Source organism: Paraburkholderia phenoliruptrix (assembly GCF_047325075.1).
Lineage (GTDB): Bacteria > Pseudomonadota > Gammaproteobacteria > Burkholderiales > Burkholderiaceae > Paraburkholderia > Paraburkholderia phenoliruptrix.
Genome location: NZ_CP168531.1, coordinates 3,410,451 through 3,425,464 on the forward strand (window position 1 = coordinate 3,410,451; position 15,014 = coordinate 3,425,464).

The following is a 15,014-nucleotide window of genomic DNA, read 5'->3' on the forward strand; positions in this document are numbered from 1 at the left end:
CTTTCGGGGTCGATGCAATGTGCTTGAACTACACCAACGACTTGCTGAAACGCCCCATACTGGCGTCGGCCAGATATGGGGACTTACTCTTTGGCCCTGCTAGCGCTTCATGCTTCGGAGCGTTTTCAGAGCGGAAGGCAGGTAGCGAACCGTTGTCGCAAGAAGAATCGCGCAAGCCTGGACCAGGAGCTGAACAGACGTCCCAGCGCCAAGAGCAAGCACCATCTGTCCAAGTTGCGCCATGAAGAGCGCCGCAACCGCACTGGCAACAACACTACCCTTGCCGCCGGTGAACGGGGTTCCTCCGACGACGACCGCCGCGATTGCCGGCATGAGGTAGTCGTTCCCCGAGGACGCAGAAGCGCTGCCAATGAAACCCGCAAGCAGCATCCCAGCAGCAGAAAAGCACACTGCTGACGCAACATATGCGCCAATCTGGTACTTGAGGACCCGGACTCCCGCGGCTTCCGCTGCGCGCGGATTCACCCCGACTGCAACAAAGCGCCTGCCAATCGACGTCTTCCGCGTAATAATCCAAGCTGCAACCACAAAGACAACCGCAAACAGGACGTTCGCTGGAAGTCCAAGATACTGAGCGTGTGAAATGGTTTGCATGATTGGCGGCACGTTGACAGGCACGTTGCCAGTCAGCGAACGTACAACACCAATCAGCAAAGCGTTCACTGCGAGGGTGGCGACGAGGGGCGTGATTGCTACGCGCGACACGAGGGCACCATTAACCAGGCCAACGAATGCGCCCACAGCGACCGTGAAGACCGCGGCGAGAATCATGGAATCAAATCCAAAGCCTGTCCTTGCCATCAGGACGCCTGCGAGGGAAACCATACCCACCGCCGACATGTCGAGGCCCCGCTGTTGAATGACCAGCGTCTGTCCCGTCGCAACAATCGCCAGGATGCCCGCGAACGGAAGCATCGCGAGGATTGACCCGCGGGTCATGGTTCCGGGAGCGACAAGCGCGCTTATCGCGAACAGGAGGACCAGACCAATCCAAATCCAGGAGAACTCCCCCACTGCAGGCAGTTTCCGAGGGCCCGGCAGCGGGCTCGCCGGGTGAGGAAGACGCTGAACTGCTTCCGCCTGATTTCGTGTCGGTACTTGTCTCATTTCGCCACCGCCATTTCTCTGCTCTTTGAATAAAGGGCCACCGACGCGAGAATCATCCCGCCGAGCAAATACGATTGCCAGGAATCGCCGAGGTCAAGGAACGAGGTCACAACATTGACCTGGGTGATAAGCAGCGCCCCGAGGAGAGTTCCCACGAAAGAACCTCGTCCGCCAAAGAGGCTTGCACCGCCAATCACGACGGCTGCGACGCTTGCGAGCGTGTAGTTGACTCCCGCGCTTGGGTCGCCAGAGCCGACTTGCGCCATCATTGGTATAGCGGCGACGCCAGCAAGCAGCGAACAGCCGACATACGCGCTGAGCAAGGTGAGGTGCGGCCGAACCCCCGCCATCCTCGCCGCTTCGGCCCGCGAACCGACGCCTCGGAAAGACAAACCAAGCTTCGTTCGGAAGAGGCCGAATTCCAACGCAACGGCTACTATGGCCGCGGCGATTGCAATAATCGGAACGAAACCAAGCTGAAGACCGATGCCGTCGACAACGGAGTCAGAAATGAGTCCGCCTGGAATAGGTCGAAGCAGCAGCGACACCGCCTGAAGCGCCATGTAGGTCGCGAGCGTCGCCACCATCGGATGCAAGCGGAACGGGTCCACAAGCAGCCAATTGAGAACACCGACCGCTAGAGCGACACCGAAAACAATCACCCAACCAGCGAACTGATGACCAAAGGTCGCACCGTCGTTCAGAAAGAATGACTGGATGACGACCATCAAGCCCATTAACGGACCGACGGACAGGTCAATGCCGCCCACTAGCATAAGGGCCTGTTGCCCATAGGACACGATGGCAAGCGTGGCGACCAATGCGAGCATCCCACTGAGATTGCGCGCCGAAAGATAACTGTCGTTGACCTGTGCCGCATATAAGCCCAGCGCACAAATTACAAGCGCGAGCATGACCAGAGGTGCCCAGTCGCCCGCCGCCCATTTCCAGAACGGAGAAATGCTCGCTGAACCGCGCTCGCGCTCCGTTGTTGCCGTTAGGACCGCGGAAGTGATGTTGCTCTCGCTTACTTCGTCAGCGTGAAGTTCCTTGACGATGTGACCGCGCGAGAAAATCAAGACCCGGTCGCATAGCCCCGCGACTTCCTGTGCATCTGACGACACCACGATGACGGCGGTCCCTGCTGCCGCGGCAAGCCGAAGAACCTTATAGATTTCCATCCGGGCTCCGATGTCGACGCCCTGAGTGGGTTCGTCAACGAGTAGCACCTTCGGCTTACTCGCGAGCACACTCGCAAGAACGAGCTTTTGCTGATTGCCTCCGGAAAGCGAGCGGATTGGTGTTTCGATAGTCGGAGTTTTGACAGCGAAGCTCGTGACAGCGTCCTGCGCACGACGTCTCTCGCTCTTTGGACGAACAAGGCCGCGCACCGTATCGAAGGACAGGCTACGGACAGAGAAATTTTCGCGAACCGAAAGGTCGCCGAAGATACCTTCGCGATGGCGGTCGCCGGGGAGGTAGCGAATGTCACTGCGTGTCGCTGCCTGCGACTGACGCAGAGAGGCGCTCTTGCCATTGACGGCAACATCGCCTTTGCAGCGGTTAAGTCCAGCAAGAGCGCGCATGAATTCCCGCTGACCGTTACCGTCAATCCCTGCGAGGCCTACAATCTCTCCCTTCTTGACTTGAAGAGACACATCGGAGAACCCATGGCCCCTCAGCTCGGCAACATCGAGCACGATATCGGCCCGTCCGGCAGTCGCCTTCGGCGGAAATTCGCGGTCGAGCGCTCCGCCCACGATGAGTTCAACAATCTGTTGTTCCGTGAGATTCGAGGCGTCGTAGGTTCCTTGGCCCTGACCATCGCGAAGAACCGTCAATCTATCTGCGATTTGCTGCACCTCTCGAATCCGGTGCGAGATGTATACGACCGCGCACCCACCAGACGTGACCTTGCGAATGCGCTGGAAGAGTCGCTCGACATCCTCGGCCAGCAGATGCTCGGTCGGCTCGTCTAGCACGAGGACCTTCGGCTTGGTTGCCAGAGCTTTGACGATTTCCACGATGAATCGCTGCTCGGGATTGAGACTAAGGACTCGCTCGGAGGCGTCGATGGCGACATCATCGCTCCACTGTTCAAGCAGGCGTTGCGCCCATGAAGCGGCGCGCATTAAGGAGGGGCGTTCGGCCTCGGAAACTCCAAGATAGAGATTCTCTGCGACCGTCAGGTCGGGCATGAGTGCCGGCTCCTGACGCACGATGGCCAGTCCGAGAGCACGCGCTTTTTCCGTGTCGCCAACAGTTTCGACGCCATTGATGACAACACGACCTTGCTCCGGCACGAGTGCACCGGACGCGACCGCCATGAGCGTCGACTTGCCGGCACCGTTCTCGCCAACGAGACCGTGCACTTCACCGACGGCGACCTTGAAGGTCACATCATCGAGCGCTTTTACACCAGGGAAGACCTTTGTCACGTGGTCTACCTGCAACGCAATCTTTCTTTCCATAATTGTCTCCTGCCCTTCCTAGATGAACTGGAGCGACCACTGACTTACTCGCCCGGCGTCTAATCTTTCTCGAATTCTGCCGCGGAAGGGTCGCTATGTTCGCGCCGTCAATTCGACTCGACGGACGTAGATTCAACTTGCTCCGTGTAGGAGGGGTAATCTGCGTAACCCTTCTCACCACCGGTATATAGAGTCGGCATATCGATGGGACTCAGCGGCCATCCGTTGCGGAAACGCTCTACGAGGTCCGGGTTTGACACGAAAGGACGCCCGTAACCCGCAAGGTCCGTCAACCCAAGCTCAATCAGTTCCTCACCCGCGTCCTGGTCGAGGGCGCCCGTCAAAATAAGGGTGCCGGTGTATGCGTCGCGAAAATTTCCCAGAAACTCTCGGTCGATTCCTAGGCTCGTGAACGCCGTTTGGTCGCTCAGATGCACATATGCGAGGTTGCGGGTGCTCAGTTCCCGAGCGAGCGTCAGCCAGGTGTTTTCCTCGTCATCGAACGGCTGCATGTCGTACAGCCTTCCGAACGGGGACAGCCGGATGCCTACTTGACGACTGCCAATCCTCGATGCGAGGGCGTCCACCGTCTCGAGCGTGAACCGAAGACGATTCGTCGTGCTTCCGCCATATTGGTCGGTTCGCGTATTCAGGGCGCCATTCGCGAATTGGTCGAAGATGTATCCGTTCGCACCGTGAATCTCGATTCCATCAAATCCTGCCTTGATGGCTTGCTCGCCGGCTGTAACGAAGTCTGCCGTAATCCGCGCCACCTCCTCGGTCGCGAGAGCACGTGGCTGGCTCGCCGGTACGGGACCGGGCTCACCGTTCTCGTCATACGCATAACAGTTGCTGTTCTGCGCAGCGACGGCTACGGAGGATACGGGAGGGCGGCCCTCTTGCAGGCTGATGTGCGACATCCGGCCAACATGCCAGAGTTGAGCGAACATCTTCCCGCCCTCCTCGTGAACGGCCTTGGTCACCTGCGCCCAGCCACGAATTTGCTCAGTCGTGTAGATGCCAGGTGTATAAAGGTAGCCTGTACCTTCTGCCGAAATTTGAGTTCCTTCGCTGATAATGAGTCCAGCGCCGGCCCGCTGCCGGTAATAGAGTCCGGTCTGCGCATCGGGGATTGTTGTTTTTGCCCGGCAGCGAGTCATCGGCGCCATTACCACCCGGTTTGCCAGCTCAATACCACCCATCGTGTAGCTTTCAAGTAGTGGGCTCATAACTCTTCCTCTATTGCGTCTGTCGAATATGCCGACCCCCTCCACGGCGCGGGTCGGCATTGTCTCGGCGCCTGTTCCGCGCCTACTATCGGGCGTGGCTTTCGCCTTGACTCGGCCAATCAATCACCAGCTTTCTTCAATAAAAGGGTTCTTTACCCAATCTCCCCGCCCACGCCTTTGATGAGCCAGAGAACATCATCCACAAAGAGCGACGCTACGCCTTCGGGGTCGTATCCGTTATCAGGATGCTCGGCGTATTGCGCCTTCAAATACTTGATGGCCTCGATGTCTTCGAGCCGAGTAAGACGTTGTTCCTGCGTGAATCGTGCGCCTTCCATGCGCGTCTCCTAAAAGCAGTTGCCTTGAAACAAAGCTGTTTTCGTAGTTAGGCCTACACACTCTTTCCACGTGCTTCTCGCTCGGGCAACGACGTGTTGTCTGGTTGTCCCTTTCAATCGAGGGCTTGTAACCAGCGAGCACAAACTGTCAGGGATGTGCAGGGCGCCGTTTCCATCCCTCGGGATGCGGCCCGCGCATTCACGCGTGACAACCTTGAAAGTGGTTCCACGGGACGCTTCGTCTTCCGGAGTCGACCCTGCGGTAGTGCGTCGTCTCCCTCTTTTCGACGAATATAGGAGACCGGCCTTTGCCCTTCGCGACTCAGCACGACAGATTTACTGGACCGCACGCGCCACGGCGAAGGCCTCGAAGCAAGGCAACGGAGGCGCGCGGGGACAACCTACATTCTTCGCATGTGCCATCCCTTCGGCTGGGTATCGCGCCCTATGCGGGGCGGGCGTTTCAGATTAAGTGCTGGTTTCAAACCGGAAATGGGTGCGGGTTTGTTCGCATTTCAAATTCAATCATTTCAATTTACTTTGTATATGTACAAGTTGCGCTGCGTCCCGCGCCCGCCCTGACCGAATTTCATCCTTTCGCCACGTATGATTGAACAGTTCGATACATCAGCTGTGATGGCCCGCGAGAGGCTGGCTTACTATCACGACGTCATCTGTCGCCTCTACTGCCACGTCGACCTCCCTTCCTACCGAGACGGTCAAGAGGTTTTCCGGGCGCGAGTCACTCAGAAACCGCTCGGAAACATTGGCGTCGGCGATATCGCGGCGCCAGGCCTGGACTATGTAAGAACGTCGAGTGACCTCAGCCGCACCCCGAGCGATGAGTTCCTTGCCAGCCTACTAATTCAGGGCACGGCGTCACTCGAGCAAAGCGGCCGTCAGACAGTACAAAATGTCGGCGACATCGTTCTATATGACACCGCCCGGGCGTTCAAATACAGCTTTTCGTCAGACTACCGAATCATCTTGCTCAAGATTCCGCGCAAGCAGATGCTCTGCCGGCTATCCGACGCTGAGCGTTTGACCGCCATCGCACTGAACGGTCAATCAACCATGGGAGCGTTGGCAGGTGCTGTCATCCGCGGCGCAGCCGACATCGACGCAGACCTTCAACCATGTGCCGCTTCGAAGCTCGCCGCCTCGGTCATCGACATCTTCGCGGCTTCCGTGGAAACAGAGTTCAATGGCGCCAAAGGTGCGCTGGAGCGGCACGGAGACGTGTTGCAGCGCGCGAAGAACTACATCGAAGCGAATCTTGGTGACTCGGAGCTTGACGTCGAACAAGTTTCAAAGGCGATAGGCGTATCTCGACGCACGCTCAATCGAATCTTTGCTGCGCACGGAACGACTGCCGCGCGTTGGCTGTGGCAAAAGCGATTGGAGGCGAGCCACGCATCGCTGACTGAGGGCCGTTCCCAGCACATTGCAGATGTCGCAATCGCATGCGGTTTCAGCGACTTTTCTCACTTCAGCCGTGCGTTCAAGAAAACGTATGGCATAGCGCCGAACACGCTTGTGAAGCGAAGAGCCGCGTAACACTCACGCAGTTGGATGTCGCGTGAGGAGTGTAGTCACCACAGGTGGTGGCAAACTAAAAAAAGGCATCCATGCGGCTATGGATGCCTTAAAAGTGCCGCAGGAGTACGGCACCCAACAAGCATAGTGGCTCAACCTCAAGCTTTCTCGTAGCCGCCGTCGACCATCAATGTCGTGCCGTTGCAGCCGCTGGATAAATCCGAAAGAAAAAAGGCCACCGCGTTTGCCACTTCCTCGGGCCTAATTAGACGGCCAATAGGCACCTGTTCCATCCATGTTGCGACCATCTCTGGTGCTTCGTTCGCGATACGTTCAATCATCGGGGTTTCCGTGCGGCCCGGACCAACCGCATTCACACGAATTCCGTCATTGGCCCATTCAACGCCAAGCAAGGCGGCGAGATGCTCAACGGCAGCTTTTGTCGCCCCGTATGCTGCGCACTTCTCGGGGCGCACAACCGTGCGAGCCACGATGGAGGAAATCAGGACGATGCTACCCCCGCGCTCACGCATGTGACGCGCGAACGATTGCGCGGTAAAGAACGCGCCGTCGAGGTTGATGGACATTGTCTGGCGCCATGACGCCTCGGTGTAGGCAAGAGCTTCTGACATGACAGCGATGCCTGCGTTAGCCACCACGCCGTCGACACCGCCGAAGCGGCGCACCACGTCCTCCGCAATCTGCGACAACGACTCCGCACTCGTCACGTCGATAGGCACGAAATGCACCAACCCACGACCAGCATCCACCTCAGTTGCCAATCGCTCGCCATCGCTCGATACCAGGTCCGCCATAACTACCTGGCTACCCGAGTCCGCCAAACACCGTACAGTGGCAAGGCCGATGCCTCCGGCGCCGCCCGTGATAACAATCGTCTTGTCGCGCAAACCCTCCATGCTTCGAGTCTCCGTTCACAGTTGACCACATCAAGGGTGGAACCTCCTCCGAGGCCATGCGCATTGAGACGCGGGCGCCGAGCATCAGAGGAGTGGAGCGCGTCATTGCTAACCGAGGTAGACGCCGACGGACTTCAGCTCGGTGTAAGCTTCGATTCCGTTCAAGCCCATCTCCCTTCCCCATCCCGACTGCTTGAAGCCACCAAAAGGAAGTGCAGCGTCCGTCTGGTTGTGGTTGTTGACCCAGACCACGCCGGCGCGAATTCGCGACGCCAACTTGTGAGCCAAGCTGACGTTCTGTGTCCAAACGCTCGCTGCAAGGCCATAAGTCGTGTTATTGGCTTCGCGCACGAGTGCGTCCAAATTGTCGCTGTCCATCTTCATTGCCGAGATAACTGGCCCGAAGATTTCTTGCTGATAAACGGTCATGCCCGGCTTGACGTTTGTCAGCACGGTGGGCCGGATGAAGAAACCGCTGCTTTCGAGCTTTCCGCCGCCGGAATAAACCTTTGCACCTTCATCAACACCAGCTTGCAGTAGTCTCGATACGCGCGAGAGCTGACGGTCAGAGATGAGGGGCCCGAGGTTTGTGTCGGGGTCTAGGCCATGGCCGAGTTTGAGCGACTCGGCGTACTCCGACACCCCTGCCACCACCTTGTCATAGATATCCTCGTGAATATAGAGGCGCGAGCCAGCCGTGCATGCCTGTCCGGTGTTGAGCAGCACTGCCTCCGCGACACCCGGAATGGCACGCTTGAGGTCGGCGTCAGGAAAGACGAAAACCGGACTTTTGCCACCAAGTTCGAGCGTGACGCGTTTCAGATTGCCTGCAGAGGAACGTACAATCGCCTTGCCCGTTTCCGTGCTGCCGGTGAACGCGACCTTGTCGACGTCTGGATGCTCGACCAACGCGGCACCTGCCGTGCCGTCACCGGTTACGACGTTGAGCACTCCCGGCGGCAGCCCGGCCTGTTGGCAGAGCTCTGCGATGCGCAGCGCGGTCAGAGGCGTGTCCTCGGCCGGCTTGAGCACGATGGTGCAACCCGCCGCAAGAGCCGGCGCCAACTTCCATGCTGCCATCAAAAGCGGCACGTTCCACGGGATGATTTGACCAACGACACCGATTGGCTCGCGGACTGTGTATGCGTGCCATTCGCCCGGCATGTTGACCGGGACCGTGGTGCCGGTGATTTTGGTCGCCCAGCCCGAGTAGTATCGGAAATGCTCCGCACCCAGGCGCACGTAGAAGTTCTTCACCACGTTGTAAGGCGAGCCTTCGTCGAGCACTTCCAGCTGAGCCAGTTCTTCTGCGTGCTCGTCGATGAGTGCGCCAATCTTCCAAATAATTTTTGCTCGCTCGCTGCTCGGCATCGAGCGCCACGGTCCGTTCTCGAAAGCCTCGCGTGCCGCCTTGACTGCGAGGTCAACGTCTTTTGCATCGCCATTGGCCATCGTCGAAATCGTGGCTCCCGTGGCCGGGTCGACGACATCACGACTTGCGCCAGAAGACGCTGTGACCCACTCTCCGCCAATGAATAGCCGATGTTTCCGTCCCAAGAAGCCCTTCGTGGCTTCAGAGAGACTGGACGAGATATCAAAAGCTGCGATTGAAGAAGTCATCATTCTTCCCTGTGACATTGATTGAAGCGCAACACGAATCAAGACGGCTCCGGAAGTGTGCAGAGCCGCCTTGACGCTGCCTTAAATTCCGAGTTGTTCCACCTGATGGTCGGCGCGGCTGACGGCACTTCCTGCGGTAGCGTCGTAGAGAATCATGTCAGCGGCTTTCTCCGCAATCATGATGGTCGGAGCGTTCGTGTTCCCGCTCGTGAGTGTCGGCATAATGGATGCGTCGACCACGCGCAAGCCACGAAGGCCACGCACCCGCAAGCGCGCGTCGACCACTGCCTCATCGTCGGAACCCATCTTGCAAGTCCCCACGGGGTGATACACGCTCTCGCTCTTGTTCTTCAGGTATTCGTCCAGGTCCGCATCCGATGTAACTTCCTTACCCGGTCCGAACTCCTCTCCGCGATAGGGGTCGAAAGCCTTCTGCGCTATCAATTCGCGCGCAATACGCAAACCATCGCGCATGACACGAATGTCGTCCGGCACGGAAAAGAAGTTCGGGTCGATTTCCGGCAGCGCTGTCGGGTCAGAAGACCGAGCCATCACCGTCCCGCGACTCTGGGGGCGCGAGATGTTGAAGTACGGCATCACGCCTTCTTCGTGGAAGATTTTGCGGCCGTGGTCTTCATACATCACCATGTTCAGATGGAACTGAATGTCCGGAGCAATGACGTCGGGGCGGCTTTTCACGAAAGCGAGCGCCTCAACGCCATGATAGGAAGCCGGACCCGTCTTGGTGGCCATGTACTTGGCGACCGCCGATGCAGAGTTCAGGATGTTCAGGTGCTTGAGTAGCGAAAGCGGTTGAGTGATTCGTTGCTTCAGTCCGCAGCCCACATGGTCCTGGAGATTCTTCCCGACACCCGGGAGCTTGTGAACCGCTTGCACGCCAATCGATTGAAGATGCTCTGGGTCGCCAACACCAGAAATCTGCAGAAGGTGAGGCGAATTGAAAGCGCCTCCGCACAGGATTACCTCCTGCGAAGCGTATACCTTCTTTGATTTTCTACCTGCGACATACTCGACACCTACGGCGCGGTCGCCATCGAAGAGAATTCGAGAGGCCATCGCATCCGTAATGACCGTCAGATTCTTCCGGTCGCGAATAGGCGCGATATAGCAACGCCCCACGCTCGAGCGAACGCCGTCGGCGAGCGTGCTGTCGCAAGGACCGAAGCCCTCTTGGCTGCCGCCATTCAAGTCGTCGTTGTACTTGTACCCGGCCTGCTTACCTGCCTCAACAAATGCAAGCGCAATCGGATTGTGGATACCAAATCGGCTGGTTTTCAGAGGACCGCTGCCGCCGTGGACTTCAGTCTCTCCTCCCGACCAGGTTTCGGATTTCTTGAAGTACGGGAGAATGTCGTCGTAGCCCCAGCCCTCGTTTCCGAGGTCGCGCCAATGGTCGTAGTCGGTGTGGTCACCACGCGTGTAAATCATGCCGTTGACCGTCGTACAACCGCCGATGCTGCGGGCGCGAGGAATGAACATCTCCCGGTTGTTCATGTGCTTCTGAGCAACCGTGTGATATCCCCAATCCAACTGACCCGTCTGCATAAGCCGGAAATAGCCTGCCGGCATGTGAATGAAGGGGCTCTTGTCCCAGCCGCCCGCTTCGAGCAGAGTAACGTTGACGCTGGGGTCCGCGCTCAGTCGATGCGCAAGAACGGCGCCGGCGGAGCCTGCCCCGATGATGATGTAGTCAGTCATGCTTGCCTCCAGTTTTTCGAATCGCGAACTCGGTCGTAGTGACTCAAACTCGCGATGTTTCGTACATTCGGAACTTGTAGAACCGAACTGTCAGAAGGAGCGAACGGTTCCGAGCGCAGCCAACGGGTTCGGCTCGGCATTGAATTCGCTCGAATTGGACTACTGCTGAAATACCGCTTTCAGTTTCTCGGCCGAGAGCGCGGACGAAAAGTCAGCATCAGGCGGTGCGGTGGGGTCACATTTCGGGTCCATGCCTTTCACGCTGTCTGCATACGGGACCGGGAATGCCGCCAGCGGCTCGTTGTTCTTCGTTCCCTGAAAATCGGCGACGCCGCGACGGCCCGCGAACCGGATGACCGAGGTTGTTCCATCGAGAGAGAAGTATGGAAACGCCTTGCCGGCCTTCTTCATGTCGAGGAACTTGCAGTTCAACTCGTTGTTACTTGCATTGGTCGCAATGGCGGGAACCGGCAGGTGCGCCTGTTCGAACGCCTTGACGGTGGCAAGCGCGGTCACGCCGTAATCGGTTGCAACACCATCAATCTTTGGGTACTTCGCAATCAGACCGGAAACAGCCTTCTGTGCGTCGACGGGGTTCCAGTTCGTGACAATGAAATTGTTGTCGAGGAGCTTAAGTTCCGGATACTTCGCGAGCTGGGTCTTGAAACCATCAAGGAAGATTTGCGAGGACATCGCCCCCGGCGCACCACCGAGAAAAATGACATTGCCCTTTTTCAGATTCGCACCGTACCAGTCGGCCCAAACCTGGCCCATGCGGTACACGTCTTCCGTAACGTTGGCTGCGTAATCCTTTCCTGCATTACCGGAAATCTTGGCGAGATAAGGTACGACCGTCACGCCTGCCTTCGTCGCCGCCCGCATCGCAGGGATTTGCGCAGCGCCGAAGTCGGGAAACACAACCAGCACGTTCACGCCTTGCGCAACCATGCTGTTGATATCCGAGTTCGCTTTTTGTTGGTCGCCGTTCGCATTGGTGTACATGAACTTCTTGAAATTCTTACACCGGCTCACCTCGTCCTTAAGTTCGGCGGCGGCCGTCTTTCGCCACGTGACACCACCGAAACCATCCGACAGTCCCACCACCATCGGCTTCGTGCCACACATAGAACTGATATCGCCCTGATTTGTCACCAAGGCCGATTCGGCCGACATCGCCGGGATGGAAGCCGACGCGGCGAGAACACCTACAGCAAACAGTTGCGCGGAATACAGATAGAGATTTTTCATCGTCTCCTCATCTCTTATTGGGTCGAAGTCCCTGATTGAAGCTGTCTTCAACAGACTTGCAGCCAATATATGAAAGGAGACGCGGACCTTCGCGACTCAGCACGACATATTCGATGGCCTCTGCGCGCCACGAAATATGCTTGTTCGGAGCCATAGGACTGGCGCCTTTTCGACGGCAACCTTAAGAGCACAAACCAAGGGTTGACCCTGACTTAATTCAACATACGCAATTAGCTTCGTAGATGTAGAATTGTAAATAGCGGCAGGTCGACGACTGCCGTTTTTGTTTCACCTGAGGTTTTGAATTGCGACGGGTAGGAGGAATGCGCGCGTATGGATGACCCGCTGTCGAAAAAGATGCTCTGGCTCCTCGGTACCTGCTGTTTCACGAGCATGGCCACAATGAGAGTGTGCGATTCGTTGCTTCCATCGCTGCAAACCGAATTCGGAATAAGCACCGGAACCGCAGCGCAGACAATCTCTTCGTTCGCGTTGGCCTACGGCATGATGCAGCTGTTTTTCGGTCCACTCGGTGACCGTTTCGGCAAAGTAAAAGTGGTTTCCCTCGCCACGCTCGCCTGTACGGTGGGGAACGTCGCAGCAGCCTTCGCATTTGGGATAGACCAGCTACTCGCAGCTCGGATAGTTTCAGGCGCGGCCGCAGCAGGCATTGTGCCGTTGACTATGGCATGGATTGGCGACACCGTGCCATATGGACAACGTCAAGAAGTGCTCGCGAAACTGCTCGGGGCGACTGTCTTCGGCATGATTGCTGGCCAATGGCTCGGCGCGTTACTGGCTCAGACGTTCAGCTGGCGCGTCTCCTTTGGGCTCTTGGGGGCAATCTCCCTGCTCGCGGGCACGTTAGTCCTGTGTGACCGGAACGAAAGGTCAATGCCGCAGGATGACGCCAAGAATGGTTCCCGACGCCGGGCCATGGAAGTGCTGTCGATTCCATGGGCGCGTACAGTACTTTTCGTTACCTTCGTCGAGGGCGCTCTCGCTTTCAGCGCGCTCTCGTTCATACCCAGCTTTTTGCACTCCGCGTTTAACACACCCATGGCGGAAGCCGGTGGGATTGTCGCGCTCTACGGCCTTGGTGGACTTTTATATAGTAAATGGGCACGTCTATTGGTGCATCGTCTTGGAGAAAGCATGCTAGCCAAACTAGGAGGGGCGTGCCTCGCTCTGTCCTACGGTGCTCTGGCCTTAGTAGATGGGTGGCATTGGACCTTGCCGGCCTGTGCGCTAGCGGGCTTCGGCTTCTACGCTCTGCACAACACGCTCCAAACTCACGCGACCCAAATGGCCCCCTCCGCACGAGGCACAGCCGTCTCGCTTTTTTCGTGTTGCCTCTTCTTTGGGCAATCGCTCGGCGTGCTTTGCGCCTCATGGTTCGTCGACCGGTTCTCGGCACGACCGGTTTTTCTCACCGCCGGCTGCGGACTTCTCGTGCTGGCAATTACCTTGTCTGCCCTGATAACCAGACAGACGGCCAAGCTCGCCCGAACGTAGGTGCAGCATCCGGCTACTGCATGTCAAAGCGGCCGATGGGACGAACATGTCGTCGCTCTGGGTAATGAAAAAAGTCGGATGATTTCGTCATCCGACTTCAACCTCTGCGATACCAAAACTCAATTCTCTTGAAGCGCCCTTTCCGCTGTCTGCTCGTAGCCGAGGTAATCAATGTATCCCTCGTCTCCTCCGCCGTAGAAGGTGGAGTGGTCAAACGGTGTAAGCGGCCACTTGTTCCTGAAACGCTCAACAAGGTCCGGATTCGAAATGAAAGGGCGTCCGAATCCAGCCAAGTCGGCAACCCCGGAAGCTACGAGCTCTTCCGCGGTCTCTTGAGTTAGCGAACCTGCAATGACCAACGTGCCCTTGTAAGCGCTGCGGAACTTCCTGATAAAGTCTTTCGGAATGGCAGCCACAGTTGGGTCGATGTTGCACAACGACTCCTGGTCGCTGAGGTGGACATATGCGAGGTTTCGCTCGCTGAGCTTTTCCGCTAAGGTGAGCCAGGTATTCTCCTCATCGTCGAAGCTGTGCATGTCGTGAAGACGACCGTATGGCGCCAACCTTATGCCGACCCGATTACTGCCGATAGCCTCAGACATCGCGTCAACTGCGTCAAGGACGAAGCGCAAGCGATTCATGGTGCTACCGCCGTATTCGTCGATACGAGTGTTACAACTTGCACTGATGAACTGTTCAAAGAGATACCCGTTGGCCGCATGAATTTCGATTCCATCGAACCCCGCTTCCATCGAATTCTTCGCGGCGGTGACGAAGTCCGACGTGACGCGCGCAATGTCCTCCTTCGTCATCGCTCGCGGCGTGCTGACGGGCACTGGTCCAGGCTGCCCTTTGTCATCGTAGCCGAAGCACGTGTACCCCTTAGCGGGAGCGTCGACCGACGAAACAGGAAAAGCCCCATTTTCCTGCAAGCTGACGTGCGAGATTCGACCGACGTGCCAAATTTGAATGAAAATTTTTCCGCCAGCCTCGTGTACGCCTTTGGTGACAGCCTTCCACCCCTTTATCTGCTCAGGCGTATGAATTCCCGGGGTGAATAGGTACCCGGTTCCTTCCACTGAAATCTGTGAGCCTTCAGTCACTATCAGACCCGCGCCCGCGCGTTGGCGATAATAGAGCGCGGTGCTGGCATCCGGTACGGTGTCACGTGCTCGAGACCTGGTCATCGGTGCCATGAGAACGCGATTCGCCAACAGCGTGCCGTTCATGTCGTAGCTTTCGAGCAATTTACTCATCAGTACCTCACTTCATAATTTTTTGAAAAAAGCGCGT

11 protein-coding genes are annotated in these 15,014 nt (G+C 57.4%); 2 read left to right on the forward strand and 9 right to left on the reverse strand.

The genetic code is table 11. The features are described from left to right. Positions 1-99: 99 nt before the first annotated feature. The 4 genes from ACEN8U_RS27115 to ACEN8U_RS27130 all read right to left on the reverse strand — a co-directional run bounded on the left by ACEN8U_RS27115 (position 100) and on the right by ACEN8U_RS27130 (position 5,166). A complete protein-coding gene (locus tag ACEN8U_RS27115; RefSeq protein ID WP_413657983.1) occupies positions 100-960 on the reverse strand; it encodes an ABC transporter permease in 861 nt (286 codons plus the stop codon). Positions 961-1,124: 164 nt separating this feature from the next. After that, positions 1,125-3,599 carry an ATP-binding cassette domain-containing protein gene (locus tag ACEN8U_RS27120; protein WP_413657985.1) on the reverse strand — a complete coding sequence of 825 codons (2,475 nt, stop codon included), beginning with the start codon at positions 3,597-3,599 and terminating at the stop codon, positions 1,125-1,127. A 107-nt stretch (positions 3,600-3,706) separates the two neighbouring features. Further along, a complete protein-coding gene (locus ACEN8U_RS27125; protein WP_413657987.1) occupies positions 3,707-4,828 on the reverse strand; it encodes an alkene reductase in 1,122 nt (373 codons plus the stop codon). Positions 4,829-4,980: 152 nt separating this feature from the next. Continuing rightward, positions 4,981-5,166, reverse strand: coding sequence for a nuclear transport factor 2 family protein (locus ACEN8U_RS27130; protein ID WP_413657989.1), 186 nt, complete (start codon positions 5,164-5,166; stop codon positions 4,981-4,983). Between the two features lie 606 nt (positions 5,167-5,772). Here ACEN8U_RS27130 and ACEN8U_RS27135 point away from each other — a divergent pair. Then, complete coding sequence (locus ACEN8U_RS27135) at positions 5,773-6,723, forward strand: helix-turn-helix domain-containing protein (RefSeq protein ID WP_413657991.1); 951 nt, start codon at positions 5,773-5,775, stop codon at positions 6,721-6,723. A gap of 137 nt (positions 6,724-6,860) precedes the next feature. On the opposite strand, the gene ACEN8U_RS27140 is transcribed toward ACEN8U_RS27135, so the two are convergent. The 4 genes from ACEN8U_RS27140 to ACEN8U_RS27155 all read right to left on the reverse strand — a co-directional run bounded on the left by ACEN8U_RS27140 (position 6,861) and on the right by ACEN8U_RS27155 (position 12,206). Beyond that, complete coding sequence (locus ACEN8U_RS27140) at positions 6,861-7,619, reverse strand: SDR family NAD(P)-dependent oxidoreductase (protein ID WP_413657993.1); 759 nt, start codon at positions 7,617-7,619, stop codon at positions 6,861-6,863. Positions 7,620-7,727: 108 nt separating this feature from the next. Continuing rightward, complete coding sequence (locus tag ACEN8U_RS27145) at positions 7,728-9,239, reverse strand: aldehyde dehydrogenase family protein (protein ID WP_413657995.1); 1,512 nt, start codon at positions 9,237-9,239, stop codon at positions 7,728-7,730. An 81-nt stretch (positions 9,240-9,320) separates the two neighbouring features. Continuing rightward, positions 9,321-10,958, reverse strand: a complete 1,638-nt coding sequence (locus ACEN8U_RS27150; protein ID WP_413657997.1) for a GMC family oxidoreductase — start codon at positions 10,956-10,958, stop codon at positions 9,321-9,323. A gap of 159 nt (positions 10,959-11,117) precedes the next feature. Then, positions 11,118-12,206 carry a substrate-binding domain-containing protein gene (locus ACEN8U_RS27155; RefSeq protein WP_413657999.1) on the reverse strand — a complete coding sequence of 363 codons (1,089 nt, stop codon included), beginning with the start codon at positions 12,204-12,206 and terminating at the stop codon, positions 11,118-11,120. A gap of 333 nt (positions 12,207-12,539) precedes the next feature. Here ACEN8U_RS27155 and ACEN8U_RS27160 point away from each other — a divergent pair, with 333 nt between their 5' ends. Further along, positions 12,540-13,721, forward strand: coding sequence for an MFS transporter (locus ACEN8U_RS27160; RefSeq protein WP_413658001.1), 1,182 nt, complete (start codon positions 12,540-12,542; stop codon positions 13,719-13,721). A 119-nt stretch (positions 13,722-13,840) separates the two neighbouring features. Here the strand turns inward: ACEN8U_RS27160 and ACEN8U_RS27165 are convergent, their stop codons facing one another. After that, positions 13,841-14,977, reverse strand: coding sequence for an alkene reductase (locus ACEN8U_RS27165; protein ID WP_413658003.1), 1,137 nt, complete (start codon positions 14,975-14,977; stop codon positions 13,841-13,843). Positions 14,978-15,014: the final 37 nt, after the last annotated feature.